24 protein-coding genes and 1 pseudogene are annotated in these 23,691 nt (G+C 55.8%); 13 read left to right on the top strand and 12 right to left on the bottom strand.

Annotated features, from left to right (window positions below; all coding sequences use genetic code 11):
* Positions 1 to 20 precede the first annotated feature (20 nt).
* Positions 21 to 1,445, top strand: a complete 1,425-nt coding sequence (locus NMC31_RS17005) for a 6-phospho-beta-glucosidase (protein ID WP_253898580.1) — start codon at positions 21 to 23, stop codon at positions 1,443 to 1,445.
* Between the two features lie 78 nt (positions 1,446 to 1,523).
* Here NMC31_RS17005 and NMC31_RS17000 read toward each other — a convergent pair whose 3' ends face one another.
* The 11 genes from NMC31_RS17000 to hycA all read right to left on the bottom strand — a co-directional run bounded on the left by NMC31_RS17000 (position 1,524) and on the right by hycA (position 10,210).
* Complete coding sequence (locus tag NMC31_RS17000) at positions 1,524 to 1,892, bottom strand: type II toxin-antitoxin system PemK/MazF family toxin (RefSeq protein WP_253898579.1); 369 nt, start codon at positions 1,890 to 1,892, stop codon at positions 1,524 to 1,526.
* The gene (locus NMC31_RS16995; protein ID WP_113857670.1) at positions 1,892 to 2,164 is read right to left on the bottom strand and encodes an AbrB/MazE/SpoVT family DNA-binding domain-containing protein; all 273 of its coding nucleotides are present in this window, start codon (positions 2,162 to 2,164) and stop codon (positions 1,892 to 1,894) included. The genes NMC31_RS17000 and NMC31_RS16995 overlap by 1 nt, the downstream gene beginning before the upstream one ends.
* Positions 2,165 to 2,386: 222 nt before the next feature.
* The gene (hycI, locus tag NMC31_RS16990) at positions 2,387 to 2,854 is read right to left on the bottom strand and encodes a hydrogenase maturation peptidase HycI (protein ID WP_149463437.1); all 468 of its coding nucleotides are present in this window, start codon (positions 2,852 to 2,854) and stop codon (positions 2,387 to 2,389) included.
* Positions 2,847 to 3,257, bottom strand: a complete 411-nt coding sequence (locus NMC31_RS16985; protein WP_108476402.1) for a formate hydrogenlyase maturation HycH family protein — start codon at positions 3,255 to 3,257, stop codon at positions 2,847 to 2,849. The genes hycI and NMC31_RS16985 overlap by 8 nt, the downstream gene beginning before the upstream one ends.
* On the bottom strand, positions 3,254 to 4,021 hold the full coding sequence (locus tag NMC31_RS16980; RefSeq protein WP_149463436.1) for an NADH-quinone oxidoreductase subunit B family protein: 768 nt from the start codon (positions 4,019 to 4,021) through the stop codon (positions 3,254 to 3,256). The genes NMC31_RS16985 and NMC31_RS16980 overlap by 4 nt, the downstream gene beginning before the upstream one ends.
* On the bottom strand, positions 4,021 to 4,563 hold the full coding sequence (locus NMC31_RS16975; RefSeq protein ID WP_149463435.1) for a formate hydrogenlyase complex iron-sulfur subunit: 543 nt from the start codon (positions 4,561 to 4,563) through the stop codon (positions 4,021 to 4,023). Before NMC31_RS16975 ends, NMC31_RS16980 begins: the two co-directional genes overlap by 1 nt.
* 9 nt (positions 4,564 to 4,572) lie before the next feature.
* A complete protein-coding gene (hycE, locus tag NMC31_RS16970) occupies positions 4,573 to 6,282 on the bottom strand; it encodes a formate hydrogenlyase subunit HycE (protein WP_253898578.1) in 1,710 nt (569 codons plus the stop codon).
* A gap of 16 nt (positions 6,283 to 6,298) precedes the next feature.
* Positions 6,299 to 7,222, bottom strand: a complete 924-nt coding sequence (locus NMC31_RS16965; protein ID WP_253898577.1) for a respiratory chain complex I subunit 1 family protein — start codon at positions 7,220 to 7,222, stop codon at positions 6,299 to 6,301.
* A gap of 2 nt (positions 7,223 to 7,224) precedes the next feature.
* Positions 7,225 to 9,051 carry a formate hydrogenlyase subunit 3 gene (gene hycC, locus NMC31_RS16960; protein ID WP_253898576.1) on the bottom strand — a complete coding sequence of 609 codons (1,827 nt, stop codon included), beginning with the start codon at positions 9,049 to 9,051 and terminating at the stop codon, positions 7,225 to 7,227.
* Positions 9,048 to 9,659, bottom strand: a complete 612-nt coding sequence (locus NMC31_RS16955; protein WP_015963276.1) for a 4Fe-4S dicluster domain-containing protein — start codon at positions 9,657 to 9,659, stop codon at positions 9,048 to 9,050. Before NMC31_RS16955 ends, hycC begins: the two co-directional genes overlap by 4 nt.
* Before the next feature lie 83 nt (positions 9,660 to 9,742).
* Complete coding sequence (gene hycA / locus NMC31_RS16950) at positions 9,743 to 10,210, bottom strand: formate hydrogenlyase regulator HycA (protein ID WP_253898575.1); 468 nt, start codon at positions 10,208 to 10,210, stop codon at positions 9,743 to 9,745.
* A 213-nt stretch (positions 10,211 to 10,423) separates the two neighbouring features.
* Between hycA and hypA the strand changes: the two genes are divergently transcribed.
* The 8 genes and pseudogenes from hypA to NMC31_RS16910 all read left to right on the top strand — a co-directional run bounded on the left by hypA (position 10,424) and on the right by NMC31_RS16910 (position 19,636).
* Complete coding sequence (gene hypA, locus NMC31_RS16945; protein WP_149463430.1) at positions 10,424 to 10,774, top strand: hydrogenase maturation nickel metallochaperone HypA; 351 nt, start codon at positions 10,424 to 10,426, stop codon at positions 10,772 to 10,774.
* 3 nt (positions 10,775 to 10,777) lie between these two features.
* Positions 10,778 to 11,650: a hydrogenase nickel incorporation protein HypB gene (hypB, locus tag NMC31_RS16940; RefSeq protein WP_253898574.1), complete on the top strand. Its 873-nt coding sequence runs from the start codon at positions 10,778 to 10,780 to the stop codon at positions 11,648 to 11,650.
* The gene (locus NMC31_RS16935; RefSeq protein ID WP_253898573.1) at positions 11,641 to 11,913 is read left to right on the top strand and encodes a HypC/HybG/HupF family hydrogenase formation chaperone; all 273 of its coding nucleotides are present in this window, start codon (positions 11,641 to 11,643) and stop codon (positions 11,911 to 11,913) included. The genes hypB and NMC31_RS16935 overlap by 10 nt, the downstream gene beginning before the upstream one ends.
* Entirely contained in the window at positions 11,913 to 13,034 is a 1,122-nt protein-coding gene (gene hypD, locus NMC31_RS16930; RefSeq protein WP_149463427.1) for a hydrogenase formation protein HypD, read from the top strand. Before NMC31_RS16935 ends, hypD begins: the two co-directional genes overlap by 1 nt.
* Positions 13,031 to 14,041: a hydrogenase expression/formation protein HypE gene (hypE, locus tag NMC31_RS16925; RefSeq protein WP_253898572.1), complete on the top strand. Its 1,011-nt coding sequence runs from the start codon at positions 13,031 to 13,033 to the stop codon at positions 14,039 to 14,041. The genes hypD and hypE overlap by 4 nt, the downstream gene beginning before the upstream one ends.
* A 264-nt stretch (positions 14,042 to 14,305) precedes the next feature.
* Positions 14,306 to 16,324 (top strand): formate hydrogenlyase transcriptional activator FlhA, encoded by a 2,019-nt coding sequence (gene flhA, locus NMC31_RS16920; protein ID WP_253898620.1) that lies wholly within the window; start codon positions 14,306 to 14,308, stop codon positions 16,322 to 16,324.
* Positions 16,325 to 16,497: 173 nt separating this feature from the next.
* Positions 16,498 to 18,795, top strand: coding sequence for a formate C-acetyltransferase (locus NMC31_RS16915; RefSeq protein ID WP_253898571.1), 2,298 nt, complete (start codon positions 16,498 to 16,500; stop codon positions 18,793 to 18,795).
* Positions 18,761 to 19,636 (top strand): annotated as a pseudogene (locus tag NMC31_RS16910) ([formate-C-acetyltransferase]-activating enzyme). Before NMC31_RS16915 ends, NMC31_RS16910 begins: the two are co-directional and overlap by 35 nt.
* On the opposite strand, the gene NMC31_RS16905 reads toward NMC31_RS16910, so the two are convergent.
* Positions 19,637 to 19,990, bottom strand: a complete 354-nt coding sequence (locus NMC31_RS16905; protein WP_253898570.1) for a nitrous oxide-stimulated promoter family protein — start codon at positions 19,988 to 19,990, stop codon at positions 19,637 to 19,639.
* A gap of 189 nt (positions 19,991 to 20,179) precedes the next feature.
* Here NMC31_RS16905 and sitA point away from each other — a divergent pair, with 189 nt between their 5' ends.
* The 4 genes from sitA to sitD are packed head-to-tail and all read left to right on the top strand — an operon-like array spanning position 20,180 to position 23,617.
* The gene (gene sitA / locus NMC31_RS16900) at positions 20,180 to 21,097 is read left to right on the top strand and encodes an iron/manganese ABC transporter substrate-binding protein SitA (RefSeq protein WP_253898569.1); all 918 of its coding nucleotides are present in this window, start codon (positions 20,180 to 20,182) and stop codon (positions 21,095 to 21,097) included.
* Positions 21,094 to 21,903, top strand: coding sequence for an iron/manganese ABC transporter ATP-binding protein SitB (gene sitB, locus NMC31_RS16895; RefSeq protein ID WP_253898568.1), 810 nt, complete (start codon positions 21,094 to 21,096; stop codon positions 21,901 to 21,903). Before sitA ends, sitB begins: the two co-directional genes overlap by 4 nt.
* 2 nt (positions 21,904 to 21,905) lie before the next feature.
* Positions 21,906 to 22,766: an iron/manganese ABC transporter permease subunit SitC gene (gene sitC, locus NMC31_RS16890; protein WP_253898567.1), complete on the top strand. Its 861-nt coding sequence runs from the start codon at positions 21,906 to 21,908 to the stop codon at positions 22,764 to 22,766.
* Positions 22,757 to 23,617: an iron/manganese ABC transporter permease subunit SitD gene (gene sitD, locus NMC31_RS16885; protein WP_253898566.1), complete on the top strand. Its 861-nt coding sequence runs from the start codon at positions 22,757 to 22,759 to the stop codon at positions 23,615 to 23,617. Before sitC ends, sitD begins: the two co-directional genes overlap by 10 nt.
* The last annotated feature ends 74 nt before the right edge of the window (positions 23,618 to 23,691 follow it).

The raw sequence follows: 23,691 nt of genomic DNA, 5'->3' as shown, positions 1-23,691 counted from the left end.
AACATTTAACGAGGAAACGCATGTCGACATTTCCGGAAGGATTTTTATGGGGCGGCGCACTGGCCGCTAACCAGTGTGAAGGCGCTTATCTTGAAGGCGGGAAAGGCCTGACGACGGTAGATATGATCCCGCATGGCGCAAATCGCCTGCCGGTCAAACTGGGCCTGGAAAAACGCTTTAGCCTGCGTGACGATGAGTTTTACCCCAGCCATCAGGCGACCGATTTTTATCATCGCTACAAAGAAGATATCGCCCTGATGGCGGAAATGGGCTTTACCGTGTTTCGCACCTCCATTGCCTGGGCGCGTCTTTACCCGAACGGCGATGAGCTGACGCCGAACGCGGAAGGCATTGCGTTTTACCGCGCGGTATTTGCAGAGTGCAAAAAGTACGGCATTGAGCCGCTGGTCACGTTGTGCCACTTCGATGTGCCGATGCATCTGGTGGTGGAATACGGTTCCTGGCGCAACCGAAAAATGGTCGAGTTCTTCACTCGCTACGCGCGCACCTGCTTTGAAGCCTTTAACGGGCTGGTAAAATACTGGCTCACCTTCAATGAAATCAACATCATGCTGCACAGTCCTTTCTCCGGTGCCGGGCTGGTGTTTGAAGACGGTGAAAATCAGGATCAGGTGAAGTATCAGGCGGCGCACCATGAGCTTATTGCCAGCGCGCTGGCCACCAAAATCGCCCACGAGGTTAACCCGCAAAACCAGGTGGGCTGCATGCTGGCGGGCGGCAATTTCTACCCTTACTCCTGCAAGCCGGAAGATGTGTGGATGGCGCTGGAGAAAGACCGCGAAAACCTGTTCTTTATCGATGTACAGGCGCGTGGCGCGTACCCCTCTTACTCTGCCCGCGTGTACCGCGAAAAAGGGGTGGTGATTGAAAAAGCCGCGGGCGATGACGAAATCCTGAAAAATACCGTCGATTTCGTGTCGTTCAGCTACTACGCCTCTCGCTGCGCGTCTGCCGGGATGAACGCCAATAACACCAACGCGGCGAACATTGTGAAATCGCTGAAAAACCCGCACATCCAGGCCAGCGAATGGGGCTGGGGCATCGACCCGCTGGGGCTGCGCATCACCATGAACATGATGTACGACCGCTACCAGAAGCCGCTGTTTTTAGTGGAAAACGGGCTGGGCGCGAAAGATGAAGTGAACGCGCTGGGTGAGATTAATGACGACTATCGCATCAGCTATCTGCGCGAGCATATCCGCGCGATGGGCGAGGCGATTGGCGATGGTATTCCGGTTATCGGTTACACCAGTTGGGGTTGTATCGACCTGGTGGCGGCCTCGACGGGCGAGATGAGCAAACGGTATGGTTTTGTCTATGTCGACCGCGACGATGCAGGCAACGGCACGCTGGCCCGCACGCGCAAAAAATCGTTCTGGTGGTATAAGAAGGTGATTGCGAGTAACGGGGAAGATTTGGAGTGACCCCTCACCCCGGCCCTCTCCCACAGGGAGAGGGAGAAACCTCGTTTGTAACCCGGATAAAGTGAAGACACCATCCAGCTACTGCGGGTCAATCAAATCCACCACCATGCCGAGAATTTCATCCATCACCCAGGGCGAAACGGTTGCGGCGTAGCGTGCTTTACGCTCCAGCAAATCAAGAGCACGAAGCTGATAACACAAAACCACTCCAGTGATTTTTCCGCTATCCATGCTATCACCATCCAGCCAGACCGTTACCGCTTTCGAGCGTGCCAGACCGCCACCGCTGGTAATCGGCAGGCATACCGCCGTACCTAAAGCGGCGACCAGTTTTTTTTCTGAAAGCACCAGATAATAGTGTGCACCTTTAAATTCGTGCCCCTCCACCGGATCGCCGTTAACGTGCCAGATTTCTCCCTTTGCCGGAATCCGCTTCCCCTGCGCCATTAAATTTTCTCCTTACCCTTAGGAGTATCAGCTAAATCATCAGCTAATGACTGGTTGAGGCTGGCAATTTCGTTTTCATCGATGCCATCCAGGATTTCAGCAACCGAGCGACGCCCTCTGGCCCGACGCTTTGCAGGCGTGATGCTGACGGTATCGCCGTGCGCTTTTACATTGAGCATCGTGCCAACGACCCAGCCCATTAACGATGCAATTTCGCCGGGGATGGTTACCACGACCGCCCCGCCCTGCTGCCTGAGTTTTGTTAACGGCATATATCCTCCGATGAGTGCAACAAAGTCTCACTCAGCATATATCCCGAGTAACACAAAGTCACACTGAAATCGTGCGATTTTTATTACTGACACAAGGGAGGAATTACAAGAAACGGGGAGAATGTAAGGTTACAGCAGTGCCGGATGGCGCTAACGCTTATCCGGCCTACGATATTGCATAGATTGGTAGGCCGGATAAGGCGTAGCCGCCATCCGGCATTGTTATTCCTCGGCCTCTAACTGCGCAAACCCGCCATTGCCTTCCCAACCCTCAAGCCGCTGATAAACCACGTCTACCGCGTCTTTAATCGCCTGGGTCATCGGGTAATAGAAGCCGACAATATCCGGCTGAATGCCGAGGAAAATCACCTCGCCGACATCTTCTTTGAGCTGATCGACCAGGTAGTTCAACGGCATGTTATGGGTGGTCATCATAAACATCTCGGCGATGTCGTCGGGGTCGATAATGCGGATCTCGCCAGGGTTAAGTCCCATGTCGGTGGCATCGACAATCAGCAGACGTTCCGGGTGCAGTTCGCGAATAGCGAAGACGTCGTTTTCTGGCGCGCTGCCGCCGTCAATTACCACCCAATTGCCTTTCGGCGCGGCGGCACACATTTCAGCGAGCAACGGGCCTGCGCCATCATCGCCCATCATGCTGTTGCCCACACAGAGTAATACGTCAGTCACGAAGCCTCCGAACCATCAAATAAATCGCACTTTCCTGATAAATCGCGTGCAGCATGCCGAGCATCGCTTCGCTCCACTCTTTTTGCTGCGCGGTCTGTACGGCGCGCGCTTTATCAAACGCGTTCGCGAGCATAGAGACGTGATTACTGTCGATAACGATTTCACCGTATTTCGGCACGCCTTCCATTTTGCGCCGCGCGACGCTGCCCTCTTCAAGCGTAGCAATCCATGCCAGGTATTGATCCCACGGGCAGGTCAGCGCGGCTTCGAGGCAGTCGATCACCCCGAGGTGGTGGCCAATCGCCAGGCTGTAATAGACAACCTGCTGCGCCTCAGAGGGCGTCGCATCGTTCTCATCAATAAATTTACGGCTCAGTTGACTGAACACCACCGTTTCGCTCATCGGATACGCGCCTCTTCAACAACGTGATTAAGCTGGCCGACAATTTCGGTCAGACGGGGATCGCTTTCGGCTTCCAGCCAGCGCTGAACCTGGTGATCGCCCTGCCCCAGCAGACGCATATAGTCGTCAGCAATCTGGCGGCCATAGCGATAGCCCGCCAGGCGGCGCGCGGCGCGGTCAACGCGAACGCGCAGCGGCTGGTTCATATCCGGGTGCAGCAGTTCTGCCGGTTGTGCGTCCAGTTCACCCGGCGCGCGGGCGTGGATTTTCTGTTCCAGCAGGCCGAGCGCCATCGCAAAGCCATACAGCGTGGCAGCCGGCGTCGGCGGGCAGCCAGGGATGTAGACATCCACCGGCACGATTTTGTCGGTGCCGCCCCAGACGCAGTACAGGTCGTGGAAGATTCCGCCGCTGTTGCCACAGGCGCCGTAAGAGATACAGATTTTCGGGTCCGGCGCCGATTGCCAGGCACGCAGCGCCGGGGAACGCATGGCGCGGGTGACTGCACCAGTGAACAGCAGGATGTCCGCATGACGCGGCGACGGCACTACTTTAATGCCGAAGCGTTCCGCATCAAACAGCGGCGAAAGCGTAGCGAAAATCTCGATTTCACAGCCGTTACAGCCACCGCAGTCGACGCGGTAAACATACGCGGAACGTTTGATATTTTTCAGTAACGCCGTTTTCATGCTGGCGATGGACTCTTCCACCGTCATCGGCACCGGCATGCCGTTATCATCACGTGGGCCTAATAAAGCACTCATCAGCTGGCCTCTTTCATATGGCGAGTCAGTTCAATACGGTCGGACGGCACCAGGCATTTCTGGCGTTTGCATTCCGGGCAGGTTTCGAAGCTTTCGCGATGTTTCTCCGCGCGGCTGTCGCCGTTGTGCCTGAGGATCGCAATGGCGTAGTCGATCTCTTTTTGCACCGCGAACGGACGCTGACAAACACGGCAGTTGCAGATGTCAAAGCGAGACTGCTGTAAGAAGTCCTCTTTTTTCCACACCGCCAGCTCGTACTCCTGCGACAGTTTAATCGCCGCCGTTGGGCACACTTCTTCACAGCGGCCGCAGAAAATGCAGCGGCCCAGGTTGAATTGCCACGCCAGTTGGTTGGTGGCTAAATCCGTTTCCACGGTCAGGGCGTTAGACGGGCACGCGTTCACGCAGGCCGCACAGCCTACGCACTGCTGCGGGTTATGTTCCGGTTTGCCACGGAAGTTTTTATCAACCGGCAGCGGTTCGAGCGGATACGACGACGTGGTCGTCCCGGTTTTGATCACTTTTTTGATAAAGGTAAACATGGCGATTCCTTATTTCAGCGGCGAGTTTTTACGCTCGATGCTGTAGCGCTCAAGTTCTTTGTACGGCACCACTTTGCTTTTCTTCTTACGCACATCAACCACGGTCATGCGGTCGGTACAGGAGTAGCAAGGGTCGAGGCTACCGATAATCAGCGGCGCATCGGAAACGGTGTTGCCGCGCAGCATATAGCGCAGGGTCGGCCAGTTGGCATAGGTCGCCGCACGGCTGCGCCAGCGGTAGAGTTTCTGGTTATCACCGGTCATGCTCCAGTGGATATCATCGCCGCGCGGCGCTTCGGAAAAGCCAAGGGCGAAGCGATGCGGAATGTAGGTAAAGCCTTCCACCGCCAGCGGGCCGCCAGGCAGGTTATCGAGGCCGAAATCGATCATATTCAGCGCGGTAAACACTTCGTTGATACGCACTTTCAGGCGCGAAATTACGTCACAACCCTGCTCGCTGTGGACTTCCATCGGCAGCAGGCCATAACCGACAAACGGGTGATCGGCGCGGGTGTCGCGGGCGTGTCCGCTGGCGCGAACCATCGGGCCGACGTTACTGAAGTCGCGGGCGATTTCCGGGTCGAGACGACCAATGCCGACGGTGCGCTGTTCCATGTTCGGCGTACTGAGCAGCACGTCTACCAGGTCCTGCACGTCGCGGCGCATCTGCTGCGCCAGCTGACGGGTCTGGATCATGTCATCTTTCAACAGGTCGCGACGAATACCGCCAATCAGGTTCAGGCCGTAGGTTTTACGCGCCCCGGTGAGGATTTCCGCCATTTTCATGGAGGTCTCACGCACGCGGAAGAACTGCATAAAGCCGGAGTCAAACCCGGTGAAGTGGCAGGCCAGGCCGAGGTTCAGCAGGTGCGAGTGCAGGCGTTCCACTTCCAGCAGAATGGCGCGGATCATCTGCGCGCGTTCCGGCACCACGATGCCCATCGCATTCTCAACGGAGGTGGTGTACGCCGTACTGTGGGCGAAGCCGCAGATACCGCATACGCGATCCGACAAGAAAGTGACTTCGTTGTAGCCCATGCGGGTTTCCGCCAGCTTTTCCATGCCACGGTGGACGTAGAACAGACGGTAGTCGGCGTCGATAATATTTTCGCCGTCCACGAACAGACGGAAGTGACCCGGTTCATCAGAGGTAACGTGCAACGGGCCAATCGGCACCACGTTGTTCTTTTTGCTGCCCAGTTCGTTGATGAACTCGTAGGTTTCGGCATCGGTGGTCGGCGCCGGGCGCTGACGGTAATCCATACTGTCTTTACGCAGTGGATAAAGTTCGTCCGGCCAGTCATCCGGCAGTACCAGACGGCGTTCATCCGGCAGGCCAACCGGAATCAACCCGTACATGTCGCGTACCTCGCGCTCGCCCCACACGGCGGCAGGCACGCGCGGCGTCACGGACGGATATTCCAGCGTGTTGGCGTCCACTTCGACGCGCACCGTTACCCAGCATTTCGTGCCCTGCTCCATGGAGAGCACGTAATAGACCGCGTAGTGGCCGTTCAGCTTGCGTTCGTCGTTGCCGAACAGCACCGACAGCCAGCCACCCTGTTTGTAGTAAAGAAACTCCACCACTTCCGGCAGGTAGTTCACCTTCACCGTAATAGTGAGCTGATCTTTCGTCTGCCAGGCTTCATCCAGCACCACGCCGGGGAAAGCCTGATGCAGTGCAGCGAGGTAATGTTGACCGATTTTTTCTTCAGACATGCTCAAACTCTCTTAATCACGCCGCCAGCAAGGAGACGAAAGCTAAAAACGCAAAACCAAAACCCGCCCAGGTGACGCGAGAGGTGGCACAAAAACGCAGACGCGCCATGCTGTTTTCGAACAGGGCGATAACCAGCACGCCGACAACCAGTTTGACGACCGCTGCCACCACGGCCAGCACAAGGCCGCCAACGCTGAAGCTGGTCATCTGGCCCCAGGGAATGAAGACGCCTACGAACATTTGCAGCACCACCAGTTGTTTCAGGCTGATACCCCACTTCAGAACGCCAAAGCCGCTGCCGCTGTACTCAGACAGCGGGCCTTCCTGCAACTCTTGCTCTGCTTCCGCCAGGTCGAACGGCAGTTTGCCCATTTCGATAAAGGTGGCAAACGCGCAGGCGCAAAGAGCCAGCAGCAGCGGCAAGGAGTGAGAAACAGGCCAGTGATAAACGGTGTTCGCGATATTACTGATGTGCGTAGACCCCGCCACCAGCGCGGCCACCCACAGGCCGAGCAGCAGAATCGGCTCCACCAGCACACCCAGCATCGCTTCACGGCTTGCGCCGAGGGCGGTGAACGGGCTACCGGTATCCAGCCCGGCGATGGCAAAGAAGAAACGGGCAATGGCGAACAGATAAATCAGGGTGATGAGATCGCCCAGAGAGGGCATCAATGACCCGACTGTTACCACCGGCAGCGCGGTCGCAATGGTGAGCATCACGCCCACCATCACAAACGGCGTCAGACGGAAGACCCAACCGGATGCATCCGGCCCGACGCTCTGGCGGCCCAGCAGTTTGATAATGTCGCGGTACTCCTGCAACACGCCCGGCCCACGGCGGTTATGCATACGCGCGCGGGCCACGCGGGTAATGCCGGACAGCAGCGGCGCGGCGGCAAACAGCACCAGCGCCTGCAGTAATGCAAAGAAAACGGTCATTCTCAGGCTCCTCGCGAAATCACAATCACCATCAGCACGGCAAGCTCAACGAGTGCCACACCGCGCAGCAGCGCAGGCGCACTGGCGTTCTGCCAGCCTGGCACCAGACGCACCGGGTTTAGCCAGTCGCGCAGTTTCAGCACCACGGCAAACGCCTCTTTCACCGGCATAGCAAAACCGTGCGCAGTGACCACCATCGATTGCTCATGGTCATAGCCACACACCCACGCCGCGCCGCGTGAACGGTTTGGCAGACGGTCGCCTTTGAAAATAAGCATGATGATGAATGGCAGCAGTGGACAGGCAATCAGCAGCAAGGTGATCATCGGTTGAGACACCACGGTGCTCGCAGTCTGCAATGGCAGCGGCACGGCGGAGGTCAGCAGCGGCAGCAGCCACGGTGCCGCGACACCGCCCACGACACACAGCAGCGCCATCGCAACGGTGCTCACGCCCATCAGCAGCGGTGCGCAGCAGGCGTTTTCCGCCTCTTTCGTGCGCGGTGCGCCGAGGAAGGTAACGCCATAGACTTTCGCCATACACATCACTGCCAGCGCACCGGTAATGGCAAGCCCCACCGCCAGCAGCGGCCCTAACAGACGACCAATAAACAGGTCGCTGGTGCTCAGTTTGAAGAAGGATTGATAGATAACCCATTCGCCCGCGAAGCCGTTCAGCGGCGGCAACGCGGCCATCGCCATCAGGCCAACCAGCATGGCAATGGAGATAACCGGCATTTTTTTGCCGATACCGCCCAGTTTTTCGATATCGCGATGCCCGGTGCGATACCACACCGCGCCTGCGCCGAGAAACAGCGTGGTTTTAAACAGGCTGTGGTTCACCAGGTGATAGAGGCCGCCGGTCAAACCCAGCGCCACCAGAACCGGCTGTTGCAGCGCAATACCGGTCACGCCCGCGCCAAGGCCGAGCAGAATGATGCCAATATTTTCCAGCGTGTGGTACGCCAGCAGACGCTGAATATTGTGTTCCATCAGCGCATAAAGCCCGCCAACAAACGCGGTGATCATCCCCAGCACCAGCAGGGCAATGCCCCACCACAGCGGTTGATTCACGCCAATCAGCGAGACGGTCAAAATGCCGAGCAAACCGACTTTCATTACGACGGCGGAGAACAGCGCCGCAGCCGGCGCGCTGGCGTTAGCATGTGCCTGCGGCACCCAACCGTGCAGGGGAATAATCCCTGCCAGCAGGCCGAAGCCCAGCACGCTCAGTACCCAGATGTCAGAGCCCAGCGGCATAACCAACGTCCGTTGATTCAGTACGGAAAGTTCCAGCGAGCCGTAGCGTTGCCACAGCAACCAGCAGGCAACCGCCAGCAGAATTGTGCCCAGGCGGCCCAGCGCAAACCACAGTTTGCCGGAGGCGGCGCAACCGGTCAGGAATGCCCCGCACAGCGCCATGATTTCCGCCATGACGACCAGCGAACCGAGGTTATCCGCCACCGTGGCGCACACTGCCGCTGCCATAAGAATGTTCATCAGCCAGCCATTGGCTTTCGCCTGCGGATGACGGTGCCAGGTAATATTGAACACGCTGATAAACAGGCCGCACAGACCAAAGGCAATCAGCCAGATGGAATTCAACGGCGTGGCCAGCACGCGATGTCCCACCAGCGGGAGCACTCCGGCAATCGGCTGCGCGTGCGTTAACACGCCAAACCCCGCCAGCGCTGTGCAGGCACTGCCAACCGCACCGCCAATACCAGCAACCCAGCCGCTCAGCGGTTTATTGAACGACAGCAGAAAGGCGAGTACCGCCGCTGCGGCAAACCAGGCAACAGCACTGTCAATTAACCCCATCACGCTCATTTCGCCTCTCCTTCCTGCATGCTCTGCAACAGCGACAGATCGCCTAAGTCGGTATTAAAGGTCAGTTCGCGTTTGCGCTTGCTGACGCGAGCAATATCCATGTTATTGACCAGATGCAGCGCTTTGGTCGGGCAAGTGCGTACGCAGGCCGGGCCTTCTTCGTCGAAGTTGCACAAATCACATTTCACGGCGATAGCGCGAACGCCCGGCACCCAGTCAAGCAGCGTGCTCACGCGTGCAGGCGCAGGCGGCGCAGGCAATGCTTTCGGCGTATTGGCGTTGGCCGGGATATCCAGCGGACGGCTGCCGGAGAATTCGATAGCCCCAAACGGGCAGGCGATACCGCACAGTTTGCAGCTTACGCACAGGCTTTCGTTGAGCTGCACCGCACCGTCAACGCGGTTGATGGCGTTCACCGGGCAAACGGTGGCGCACGGCGCGTCTTCACAGTGGTGGCACATCTGCGGGGCAGATTCTTTTTCATTGCGCATTACGCGCAGACGCGGCATGGACTGCAATCCATGATGGCGATGCGTCTCGGAACAGGCGGCTTCGCAGGTGCGGCAGCCAATACAGACGCTTGAGTCAGCAATTACAAAACGGTTCACCAGGTCTTCCTCAGGTGACAGTCATTTTTGACGAAATCATGCAGAGCAGGTGTCATTTCGACACCTGTCGACACACCGGTACTTCAGGCTACTTTGGCCGTATTTGCGCCTTGCGCCAGCGGGTTGAACGTCACCGGGCTGTCGCTTTCCAGCGCGGCATACAGGGCGTCATAAACCGGGGCGATTTTTTCCAGATAGTGTTCCAGCACCTGCTCGCGATCACGGCATTTGACGCCGTTATCCACGGTGCCGTCGGCGTTTAACTCCGCGCGGGCAATACATTTTTTGTCTTGTCCGTCACGGGTTTCGACGGTGTATTCGATGGTGTGGCTGTTGAAGCCGCCGACCAGGCTCACGGAAAGCACAAAGTGTTCGAACAGCACGAAGCTGAGGTCCTTATCCGGCGCGCAATTCACCGCGTGATGCAGGCGTGCTTTCGAAAGCGTGATCCCCTGTACCAGCGAGTTGCAGTAAATACGCCACTGTTCCTGTTGGCGATGGTGTCGATCGGCGATGAAGTCAGCTTTTTCGCTAATTTCCCAAATGGTCATGTCAGGTTACCCGGTTGATAGAGACTCACCCTGATAAGCACGTTCCATGCCAGTTTTTATCTCATTGAAAACAAAGAAGTTTAATCATTATGACAGCAAGGAGTGACATGTCATTTCGTCAGTTTGACACTGTCATCGACAGTACAAATGCATCAGATTTCATCTCTGGCATCGTTATTGCATTAACCGGGGCAATGAAATGTTGGAGGCGTTATGCACGAAATTACGCTCTGCCAGCGGGCGCTGGAAATCGTCGAACAGCAGGCCACCCAGCACGGCGCGAAACGCGTAACCGGGGTCTGGCTCAAAGTTGGCGCATTTTCCTGCGTTGAAACCAGCGCAATGACCTTTTGTTTTGATCTGGTATGCCGCGGCACGTTAGCTGAAGGATGTAAATTACACGTCGAAGAACAAGAGGCGGAGTGCTGGTGCGAAAAATGCCAGCAGTATGTTCAGTTGCTCTCCGTTCACGTGCGCCGCTGCCCTCAATGCCAAAGTAACGATCTGCGCATTGTGGCGGATGACGGTTTACAGATTCAGCGAATTGAAATAGACCAGGAGTAAGCTATGTGTACCACCTGTGGTTGTGGAGAAGGTAACCTCTATATAGAGGGCGACGAACATAACCCGCACTCGCCGTTTCGCAGTGCGCCTTTCGCCTCTGCTGCACGGCCAGCAATGACCATTACGGGCGTGAAAACCCAGGAATTTGAACCGACGCGCACTGACAACGGCGACCTGCATTACGGTCACGGTGAAGCGGGAACCCACGCGCCGGGCATGAGCCAGCGACGCATGCTGGAAGTCGAAATTGACGTGCTGGACAAAAACAACCAGCTCGCCGCACGCAACCGCGCACGCTTTGCCGCCCGAGAATTGTTAGTACTGAATCTGGTGTCCAGCCCCGGCTCCGGTAAAACCACCCTGCTCACCGAAACGTTAATGCGCCTGAAAGACAAGGTGCCTTGCGCGGTTATTGAAGGTGATCAGCAAACGGTGAACGATGCCGCGCGGATTCGCGCCACCGGCACCCCTGCCATTCAGGTCAACACCGGGAAAGGTTGCCACCTCGACGCGCAGATGATTGCCGATGCCGCACCGCGTCTGCCGCTGGATAATCACGGCATTCTGTTTATCGAAAACGTCGGTAACCTGGTGTGCCCGGCAAGTTTTGATCTCGGTGAAAAACACAAAGTCGCCGTGCTGTCCGTCACCGAAGGCGAAGACAAGCCACTCAAATATCCGCATATGTTTGCCGCCGCGTCTATCATGCTGCTCAATAAAGTTGACCTGTTACCGTACCTCAACTTCGACGTTGAGAAGTGCATCGCTTACGCCCGTGAAGTGAACCCGATCATTGAGGTGCTGCTAATTTCCGCTACCAGCGGCGAAGGCATGGACACCTGGCTAAACTGGCTGGAGGCACAGCGATGTGCATAGGCATTCCGGGGCAAATCTGCGCCATTGATGGCGTGCAGGCAAAAGTGGAAGTCAGCGGCGTAAAGCGCGACGTTGACCTGACGCTGGTTGGCGCGATGGATGAACACGGCCAGCCGCGCATCGGCCAATGGGTGCTGGTGCACGTCGGCTTCGCCATGAGCATCATTAACGAAGAAGAAGCCCGCGACACCCTCGCGGCGCTGCACAATATGTTTGAAGTCGAGCCGGACGTCGGCGCGCTGCTGTATGGCGAGGAGCACTAATGCGTTTCGTTGATGAATATCGCGCGCCCGAGCAGGTGATGCAGCTTATCGCACATCTAAAATCCCGCGCGGCGCTTCTGAACTACACCGCCGCGCGCCCGTTGCGCATCATGGAAGTCTGCGGCGGTCATACCCACGCGATTTTTAAGTTTGGCCTCGACCAGCTTCTGCCGGATAACATCGAGTTCATCCACGGGCCGGGCTGCCCGGTGTGCGTATTGCCGATGGGGCGTATTGATAGCTGTATCGAAATCGCCAGCCATCCGGAAGTGATTTTCTGCACCTTTGGCGATGCGATGCGCGTGCCGGGGAAAAATGGCTCGCTGATGCAGGCGAAATCGCGCGGCGCGGACGTGCGGATTATCTATTCGCCGATGGATGCCCTGAAACTGGCAAAACAGAACCCTGATCGCAAAGTGGTGTTCTTTGGTCTGGGGTTCGAAACCACCATGCCAGCCACCGCCATTACGCTGCAACAGGCACGTATCCAGCAGGTCGATAACTTCTTCTTTTTCTGTCAGCACATTACGCTCATCCCGACGTTGCGCAGCCTGCTGGAGCAACCGGATAACGGCATTGACGCGTTCCTTGCGCCGGGCCACGTCAGTATGGTCATTGGCACCGACGCGTATGGATTCATCGCCAGCGATTTTCATCGTCCATTAGTGGTCGCTGGATTCGAACCGATTGATCTACTGCAAGGCGTGAACATGCTGGTTGAGCAGAAAATAGCGGATAACATTCAGGTAGAGAATCAATACCGCCGGGTCGTGCCTGATGAAGGCAACCGACTGGCGCAGGTGGCTATCGCCGACGTGTTTACCGTGAAAGGCGACAGCGAATGGCGCGGTCTGGGGCTTATCAATGACTCTGGCGTACAGTTAACCGAAAAATATCAATCCTTTGATGCTGAAGCGCACTTCAAACCTGCGCCGCAAAATGTGAGTGATGACCCGCGTGCGCGCTGCGGCGACGTATTAACCGGGCGCTGCAAACCGCATCAATGCCCGCTGTTCGGTAACACCTGCAATCCACAAAGTGCATTCGGTGCATTGATGGTTTCCTCCGAGGGAGCGTGCGCCGCCTGGTATCAATATCGCAGTCAGGAATCAGAAGCATGAAAAGTATCCAGTTAGCCCACGGCAGTGGCGGCCAGGCGATGCAGCAGTTGATTGGCGACCTGTTTATGCAGGCATTCGCCAACCCGTGGCTGGCGGAGCAGGAAGACCAGGCGCGCCTTTCTCTGGCATCACTGACCGCGCAGGGCGACCGTTTAGCCTTCTCCACCGATAGCTACGTTATCGACCCGCTTTTCTTCCCCGGCGGCAACATCGGCAAACTGGCGGTGTGCGGTACGGCGAATGATGTCGCGGTCAGCGGTGCGATCCCACGCTTTCTCTCCTGCGGTTTTATCCTCGAAGAAGGCCTGCCGATGGAAACGCTGGAAGCGGTGGTGAACAGCATGGCAGCGACGGCGAAAGCGGCGGATATCGCTATCGTGACCGGTGATACTAAAGTAGTGCCGCGCGGTGCGGCGGATAAACTGTTTATCAATACCGCCGGTATGGGCGCGATTCCGGCGGATATTCACTGGGGTGCGGCGCAGTTGCAGCCGGGCGATCAATTATTGGTGAGCGGCACCCTGGGCGACCACGGAGCGACTATCCTTAACCTTCGCGAGCAAATGGGGCTGGATGGCGAACTGGCGAGCGACTGCGCGGTACTGACGCCGCTGATTCAGGCGCTGCGTCATATTCCTGGCGTGAAAGCCCTGCGCGACGCCACCCGTGGCGGCGTGAACGCCGTGGCGCATGAATATGCCGCCACCAGCGGTTTTGGTATTGAACTGCACGAGCAAAAACTGCCGCTGAAAGAGGCGGTCCGTGGCGTATGTGAACTGCTGGGGCTGGATGCGCTTAACTTTGCCAACGAGGGCAAACTGGTGATCGGCGTGGCGCGCGAAGCCGCTGACGCCGTGCTGGAAGCACTTCGCGCACATCCGCTGGGGCGCGATGCGGCGATGATTGGTGAAGTGACCGAACGTAAAGGTGTGCGCGTTGCCGGGTTGTACGGCGTGAAACGCACGCTCGATCTTCCGCACGCAGAGCCGCTGCCGCGGATTTGCTGAGTGCCGATATTGTGCCGGGGGCGCTTCGCTTGCCCGGCCTACGGGTAAGCGTGGCGCCCTCAGTATCGTGCACCGGACATGATGGTTTGACCGTTGTAGGTCGGGTAAGCGCAGCGCCACCCGACAAAAAAGCAGGCTCCGCCCTGTCATTACTCTTTTTTTCTTTTTTCGTACCCTCACGGTACGTTTGTGGGTTAATCAATGTCGTATACACCGATGGGCGATCTCGGTCAGCAAGGGCTGTTCGATATCACCTGAACACTTCTGCAACAACCCGATCTGGCGGCGCTTAGCGAAACGCTAACGCAACTGGTGAAGCAATCTGCCCTGGCCGATCGGGCAGCCATCGTACTGCTGCAGGCAGGCAATCACCGCGCCAGCTATCATGCGACGCATGAAGCAGGAAAACCCATTGCCTACGACGACGACAGCCTGCTGGCGAACGGCCCGGTGCGTCGACTGCTCTCGCGCCCGGACGCGCTGCACTGCGACTATCACGAATTCAGTGAAACCTGGCCGCAGCTCGCCGCCAGCCAGCTCTATACACCCTTCGGTCACTACAGCCTGCTACCGCTCGCCGCAGAAGGCCGCATTTTTGGCGGCTGCGAATTTATTCGTGACAACGATCAGCCATGGACGGAAAAAGAGTACCAACGGCTGCAAACCTTCACCCAGATTATCGCTGTGGTAACCGAGCAAATTCAGACTCGGGTCACCAACAACGTCGATTACGACTTGCTGTGCCATGAGCGCGATAACTTCCGCATTCTGGTTGCCATTACCAATGCTGTGCTCTCGCGTCTGGATATGGATGACCTGGTGAGCGCGGTGGCCAAAGAGATCCACTATTATTTCCGCATCGACGCCATTAGCATCGTGCTGCGCAGCAATCGCAAAGGCAAACTCAATATCTACTCGACGCACTATCTGGATGTGAACGACCCGGTTCACGATCAGAGCGAAGTGAACGAGGCCGGTACGCTGACCGAGCGCGTGTTTAAAAGCAAAGAGATGCTGATGCTTAACCTGCGCGAGCAGGACAAGCTTGCCCCTTACGAACGCATGCTGTTCGACATGTGGGATAACCAAATCCAGACGTTGTGCCTGCTGCCTCTGATGTCGGGTAATACCATGCTGGGCGTGCTGAAGCTTGCCCAGTGTGATGAAAAAGTGTTTACCGCCACCAATCTTAAGCTATTGCGCCAGATTGCCGAACGCGTCGCCATCGCGGTAGATAACGCTCTCGCCTATCAGGAAATTCATCGCCTGAAAGAGCGGCTGGTGGATGAAAACCTGGCATTGACCGAGCAACTCAACAACGTTGAAAGCGAGTTCGGCGAAATTATTGGTCGCAGCGAAGCCATGTACAGCGTGCTTAAGCAGGTTGAGATGGTTGCGCAAAGCGACAGCACGGTGCTTATCCTCGGCGAAACCGGCACCGGAAAAGAGCTGATTGCCCGCGCCATTCACAATCTTAGCAACCGCAACGGTCGCCGGATGGTGAAAATGAACTGTGCCGCTATGCCTGCGGGTCTGCTGGAAAGCGATCTTTTTGGTCATGAGCGCGGCGCGTTTACCGGGGCGAATTCTCAGCGCATTGGCCGTTTTGAACTGGCCGATAAAAGCTCGTTGTTCCTCGATGAAGTCGGCGATATGCCGCTGGAGCTTCAGCCAAAACTGCTGCGTGTTTTGCAGGAGCAGGAGTTTGAGCGCCTCGGCAGTAATAAGCTGATCCGCACCGATGTGCGCCTGATCGCCGCCACTAACCGCGATCTGAAACAGATGGTTAACGATCGTGAATTTCGTAGCGATCTCTACTATCGTCTGAACGTCTTCCCGATCCACCTGCCGCCGCTGCGCGAGCGCCCGGAAGATATTCCGCTGCTGGTGAAAGCTTTCACCTTTAAAATCGCCCGTCGCCTGGGCCGCAATATCGACAGTATTCCGGCAGAAACCCTGCGCACCCTTGAACGCATGGAGTGGCCAGGCAACGTCCGTGAACTGGAGAACGTGATTGAGCGTGCCGTGTTGCTAACGCGCGGCAGCGTGCTACAACTCTCTTTGCCAGAAGTAACCATTACCCCGGATGAACCCTCCATGCCTGCGGCGGCCTGCGCGATGGAAGGGGAAGATGAATTCCAGCTGATCACGCGCGTGCTTAAAGAGACCAACGGTGTCGTCGCCGGGCCAAAAGGTGCGGCACAACGCCTGGGGCTGAAACGCACTACGCTGCTGTCGCGCATGAAACGTCTGGGGATTGATAAAGACGCGCTGCTCTCTTAAGTTGGATTCCGATAAAAGCCAGCGTTGCGGCGCTGGCTTTTTACAGGACAAAACAGAGATCTCACTTTCAAAATCTGCGTACAATAATCCAGTATTTCGCCAGATTGTCTCCTGTCTTCACACCCCTGATTTGCCTACCTTAGACACATCACCTGTTCTGAGGAGCAACCTGTATGACCCATCGTATTCAACGTCTGAAAGACGCCCTTTTCGCTCACCCACGTGAAATTTCTCTGGAGCGCGCCCTGCTCTATACCGAGAGCCATCGCCAGACAGAAGGCGAGCCGGTGATCGTTCGCCGCGCTAAAGCCACCGCGCACATTCTGGATAACGTCGCCATCAGCATTCGCGATGACGAGCTGATTGCAGGCAATCGAACGATTAAACCGCGCGCCGGGATTATGTCCCCGGAGATGGACCCTTACTGGTTGCTTAAAGAACTGGATCAGTTCCCGACGCGCCCGCAGGATCGATTTGCCATCAGCGATGATGACAAGCGTTGCTATCGCGAAGAATTGTTCCCGTACTGGGAAAAGCGCTCGATGAAAGATTTCATTAACGGGCAGATGACCGATGAGGTAAAAACCGCCGTTGGTACACAGATTTTCAGCGTTAACCAGACCGACAAAGGCCAGGGTCATATCATTATCGACTACCCGCGCCTGCTGAATAATGGCCTCGCCGCGCTGGTTTTGGAGATAAAAGCACACTGTACTCAGCAGCCGGAAAACCATTTTTATGCCGCAGTGTTAATTGTGCTGGAAGCCGCGCAGCGCCATATTCTGCGCTATGCCGTACTGGCGGAAACCCTGGCCGTAGCGTGCCCGGATGCCACGCGTCGCCAGGAGTTGCTGTCTATCGCCGCGACATCCCGCCATAACGCCGAACAGCGCCCGGAGGATTTCCATCAGGCGTGTCAGCTGTTCTGGTATATGAACATCATTTTGCAGTATGAATCTAACGCCAGTTCGATTTCCCTGGGCCGCTTCGACCAGTACATGCTGCCCTTCTGGCAGGCTTCGCTCAATCGAGGCGTTGACGCGCAAACCCTGCGTGAACTGCTGGAATCCCTGTGGGTGAAATGCAATGACATCGTGCTGCTGCGTTCCACCAGCAGCGCCCGTTATTTTGCCGGTTTCCCGACGGGCTATACCGCACTCCTCGGAGGCTTAACCGAGAATGGCCGCAGCGCCGTAAATGCCCTTTCGTTTATGTGTCTGGATGCCTATCAGAGCGTACGTCTGCCGCAGCCTAACCTTGGCGTGCGCGTCAACGAACTCATTGATCGCCCGTTCCTGCGCAAAACCGCCGAGACCATTCGCCTCGGTACCGGCATTCCGCAAATTTTTAACGATGAAGTGGTCGTTCCGGCGTTTTTAAACCGTGGCGTGTCGCTGGAAGATGCGCGCGATTACGCCGTTGTCGGCTGCGTTGAGCTGTCGATTCCGGGTCGCACCTATGGGCTACACGATATCGCCATGTTTAACCTGCTGAAGGTAATGGAGATCGTGTTGCATGAGAATGAGGGCAACCCGGATATCACCTGGGAAGGATTGCAAACGCAAATCCGCGACAAGATCCGCCATTACATCAAACTGATGGTCGAAGGCAGCAACATCTGCGATATCGGTCACCGCGACTGGGCGCCAGTGCCGCTGCTCTCATCGTTTATCAGCGACTGCCTGAAAAACGGCAAAGACATTACCGAAGGTGGCGCACGTTACAACTTCTCCGGGGTTCAGGGTATTGGTATCGCCAATCTGAGCGACTCGCTGCACGCGTTAAAAGGCATGGTATTTGACCAGCAACGGATGAGTTTTGACGAACTGTTGGCGGTACTGAAAGCCAACTTCGAAACGCCAGAAGGTAAAGAAGTTCGCGCGCGGCTGATTAACCGCTTTGAGAAGTACGGCAACGATATCGATGAAGTAGATAATATCAGCGCCGATCTGCTGCGTTTTTACTGCAAAGAGGTCGAAAAATACCGTAACCCGCGTGGGGGGCAATTCACACCCGGTTCCTATACCGTTTCGGCGCACGTGCCGCTGGGATCGGTGGTTGGCGCGACGCCGGACGGTCGTTTTGCCGGGGAACAACTGGCGGATGGCGGGTTGTCACCCATGTTAGGCCAGGATTGCCAGGGGCCAACGGCGGTGCTGAAATCGGTGAGCAAGCTGGATAACTACTTGCTGTCGAACGGAACGCTGCTCAACGTGAAATTTACCCCGGCAACGCTGGAAGGTGAAGGCGGCCTGAGCAAGCTATCAGATTTCCTTCTCGCCTTCACCAAACTGAAATTGCAGCACGTGCAGTTCAACGTGGTCAACGCCGATATGCTGCGCGAAGCCCAGCAGCGTCCGCAGGATTTCGCCGGGTTGGTGGTCCGTGTTGCCGGATACAGCGCCTTCTTTGTTGAGCTGTCGAAGGAGATTCAGGATGACATCATCCGCCGCACCGCGCATCAGCTGTGAGGTAATGGAAATGCGCGCCGATAAGGCGCGCATCTTTAACATCCAGCGCTATTCGCTGAACGACGGTCAGGGCATCCGTACGGTGGTCTTTTTTAAAGGCTGCCCGCATCGCTGCCCGTGGTGTGCCAACCCGGAATCGCTCTCGCCCAAAATCGAAACGGTGCGCCGCGAAAGTAAATGCCTGCGCTGCGTGCGCTGCCGCCAGGATGCAAATGAGTGTCCTTCAGGCGCATGGGAACATATTGGCCGCGACGTCACACTGGATTAGCTGGAACGTGATGTCCTGAAAGATGAGATCTTCTTTCGCGCATCGGGCGGCGGCGTCACGCTGTCCGGTGGCGAAGTATTGATGCAGGCTGAATTTGCCACGCGCTTTTTGCAGCGTTTGCGTCAATTAGGCATTCGCACCGCGATTGAAACCGCTGGCGATACCGCATTCAGCCGTCTGCTGCCCCTGGCGCAAGCCTGTGATGAAGTGTTGTTTGATCTCAAAATCATGGATGACGAACGCGCCCGCGAAGTGCTGAATATCAATCAACCGCGCGTTCTGAATAATTTTCAGCGACTGCTGAAGGAAGGTATTCGGGTGACGCCGCGTTTACCGCTGATACCGGGTTTTACGTTAACCAACGAAAATGTGGCGCAGATCCTTACGTTTCTGGCCCCGCTTCCCGTCTCGGAAGTTCATCTGTTGCCGTTCCATCAGTATGGTGAGCCCAAATATCACCAGCTCGATAAAGTCTGGCAGATGGCGGGTATCCCGGCCCCCACGGAGCAGGAGATTGCCCCACTGCGGGAGAAAGTGGAACGCGCAGGCTATCGGGTGGTGATGGGCGGGTAACTATTTCGTATTGGCTTTCTTGCGGTATTTCTCAGGCAGTTCCGGAACCGGACGTTTGTCATCAACCAGATGTCGGACGGTAAGAATCGGATGACGCCAGAGCATTCGCGGCCCCGCCCAGCGCATGACTTGCTTCATTTCTTCACGCTTCGCCGGCTGATAGCAGTGCACCGGACACTGCTTACAGGCCGGCTTTTCTTCCCCGAATACACACTTATCCAGGCGTTTTTGCGCGTAGGCAAAAAGCGCGTCGTAATGCCCTTCTTCGCCACAAGCCTGGGGGCATTTCTTCTCGTACAGCGCGATCATTTTTTTAATCGTCAATTTCTCGCGATCGATACGTGTTCCGGACATAACGCCTCCCGATAATAAAGATGCATTCATTCTACAACTTAATCCTTCCCGACACCATTACACCAGAGTGGCAAACCCTTAGCACCCTACGTAAATAAGAATTATTTTCATTTGAATATGCATTGTGCTATACAACATAGCATGAGCTATATTTGATGAGTTATTAACCATTTTGCTATGAGGGATACTATGCCGCATTTGTCACGTCTGAAGTCCTGTCTCATCGCGACACTTTTCTCTACGCTTGCGATTTCACCCGCATGGGCCAAAGAGAAATTCAAAGTCATTACCACCTTTACCGTAATTGCCGATATGGCGCAAAACGTGGCAGGCGAGGCGGCAGAGGTCAGCTCAATTACCAAACCTGGTGCAGAGATCCATGAATATCAGCCCACACCGGGTGATATTAAACGGGCTCAGGGCGCGCAGTTGATACTGTCGAATGGATTAAACCTTGAACTGTGGTTTGCACGCTTCTATCAGCATCTTTCTGGTGTACCGGAAGTGGCAGTTTCTGATGGCGTGAAGCCTATGGGCATTACCGAGGGCCCCTATAACGGTAAACCAAACCCTCATGCCTGGATGTCGGCGGAAAATGCGCTTATCTACGTTAATAACATCCGTGACGCACTGGTAAAATACGATCCAGAAAACGCCGCCACTTACCAAAAAAATGCCGAACGCTATAAAGCGCAAATCCGCGAGACTCTCGATCCCCTTCATGCCGCGCTGCAAAAAATACCCGCAGACAAACGCTGGCTGGTCACCAGCGAAGGCGCGTTTTCTTATCTGGCGCGTGATAACTCTCTTAAAGAGTTGTACCTCTGGCCAATCAACGCCGATCAGCAGGGAACACCCAAACAGGTACGCAAGGTAATCGACACCATCCGGGCGAATAAGATCCCTACCGTATTCAGCGAAAGCACCGTCTCTGACAAACCAGCACGCCAGGTCGCTCGTGAATCTGGCGCGCATTACGGAGGCATACTTTACGTCGATTCTCTCAGTGCCGCTGATGGCCCGGTTCCAACCTATCTGGACTTGTTGCGCGTCACGACAGAAACCATTGTTAACGGTATTCATGACGGTTTAAGGGGCGAAAAATGAGCCAGAATGCGATAACCGTTAATCAGGTGACGGTGACGTATCGCAACGGCCATACAGCACTGTGGGACGCCACGTTTCAGGTGCCCGGCGGGTCGATTGCCGCACTCGTCGGCATCAACGGTTCTGGTAAATCGACACTGTTTAAAGCACTGATGGGTTTTGTCCGCTTGGGGAGTGGCACCATTTCCATTCTGCAGCAGCCTGTCAGCAGGGCCCTGAAGCAAAATTTAATCGCCTACGTGCCTCAGTCCGAAGAAGTGGACTGGTCCTTCCCGGTACTGGTCGAAGATGTCGTGATGATGGGACGTTACGGTCATATGGGATGGCTGCGTCGCCCAAAAGCAGAGGATCATCAGCGCGTTGAAGCCGCACTGGCGCGCGTGGATATGCTGGAATACCGTCATCGCCAGATTGGCGAACTTTCCGGCGGGCAGAAAAAACGTGTATTTCTCGCCCGAGCGATTGCCCAGGATGGCCAGGTTATTCTGCTCGATGAACCCTTCACTGGCGTAGACGTCAAAACGGAGGCACGCATTATTTCGCTGTTGCGAGAATTGCGCGACGAAGGCCGCACGATGCTGGTTTCTACTCATAACCTCGGTTCAGTGACCGAATTCTGCGATTACACCGTCATGATAAAAGGCACCGTTCTGGCAAGTGGCCCGACCGATACCACCTTTACCGCAGAAAACCTTGAACGCGCCTTCAGCGGTGTACTGCGTCATGTCGCACTGAGCGGCGGTGAAGAGCACATTATTACCGATGATGAACGCCCTTTTATCTCACGGCGCGTGGCAGGAGACTAATCATGAACTGGCTGTTTGAGCCGTTTGGCTATCAGTACATGCTTAACGCCATGTGGGTCTCGGCAATGGTTGGCGGGCTATGCGCGTTTCTTTCCTGCTATCTGATGCTCAAAGGCTGGTCGCTGATTGGCGATGCGCTATCGCACTCTATCGTCCCAGGCGTTGCGGGCGCGTACATGCTCGGCCTGCCCTTCTCGCTTGGCGCGTTTCTCTCTGGTGGGCTGGCGGCGGGCAGTATGCTCTTTCTCAATCAACGTTCGCGGCTAAAAGAAGATGCCATCATTGGCCTTATTTTTTCCTCTTTCTTTGGGATTGGGCTTTTTATGGTTTCGCTCAACCCTATGTCAGTGAACATCCAGACGATCATCCTTGGCAATGTTCTGGCTATTGCCCCGGAAGATATTCTGCAACTGGCGATAATCGGTACGTTTTCACTGTTGATTCTGTTGTTGAAGTGGAAAGATCTGATGGTCACATTCTTCGATGAAAATCATGCGCGTTCAATTGGGCTAAACCCCGGGCGCCTGAAACTGCTTTTTTTCACCCTGCTTTCGGTTTCGACGGTCGCGGCGCTCCAGACCGTGGGCGCATTTCTGGTTATTTGCCTGGTCGTGACTCCCGGCGCTACCGCCTGGCTACTCACCGACCGTTTTCCACGTTTGTTGATTATTGCCGTGTTGATTGGCAGCCTGACCAGTTTTTTTGGTGCCTGGCTCAGTTACTGGCTGGATGGCGCAACGGGCGGAATAATTGTGGTTCTGCAGACCCTGTTGTTCTTGCTGGCGTTTGTCTTCGCCCCGAAACACGGCCTGCTGGCAAATCGCCGCCGCACGCGGATGAGTAAGGAGTCGCCATGTTCGTAAGCACGTTGCTGGAACCCTTCCAGTTCGATTTTATGATCAATGCCCTGGTCGTCTCGACCATTGTTGCGGTTCCCTGCGCGCTGCTCTCCGTCTTTTTGGTGCTGAAAGGCTGGGCGCTGATGGGTGATGCCATGAGCCATGCGGTTTTTCCGGGCATTGTGCTGGCCTATATTGTGGGCATTCCCCTGGCGATCGGCGCGTTTGTCGCAGGGTTATTTTGCGCGCTCGCAACAGGTTATCTCGACGACAACAGCCGCATTAAGCGGGACACCATCATGGGAATTGTTTTTTCTGGCATGTTCGGCGCGGGGCTGGTGCTTTACGTCTCCATTCAGTCTGAAGTCCATCTCGACCACATACTTTTTGGTGATATGCTGGGCGTTTCATGGCGTGATATTCTGCAAACCGCGCTGATAGCACTGGCAGTTGCCGTAATGATTACACTGAAATGGAAAGATTTACTGCTTCATGCCTTTGACCCGCATCAGGCAAAAGCCAGCGGTCTTAATACGCCGTTATTGCATTACGGCCTGCTTTGCATGATTGCTCTGACTATTGTGGCCACACTAAAATCTGTCGGTATTATTTTATCTATTTCACTGCTTATCGCTCCCGGTGCGATTGCCGTTTTACTGACGCGCCGCTTTGCCCGGGCGCTACTGGTGGCCACACTATTATCAGTTACCACCTCGTTTACCGGCGTGTATCTCGCTTTTTTCCTCGACAGCGCCCCCGCACCGACCATTGTCGTTTTGTTCAGTGTGATATTTGTGATGGCCTTTATTTATGCGCAGATAAGAGAAAGACGCCGTGAAACACTACTCACTTCAGAACGGCTTGAGAGCAGATAACACTGCATGTCGGGGTGAGGTATCCACAATTGTCGACGCTCACGATAGTCACATCTGCGCCACTAACGTAATGA

This window comes from Pseudocitrobacter vendiensis (assembly GCF_943590815.1).
GTDB classification, from domain to species: domain Bacteria; phylum Pseudomonadota; class Gammaproteobacteria; order Enterobacterales; family Enterobacteriaceae; genus Pseudocitrobacter; species Pseudocitrobacter vendiensis.
The sequence above is the reverse complement of the archived record's forward strand: the minus strand, read 5'-3'. Positions and strand labels throughout refer to the sequence as shown.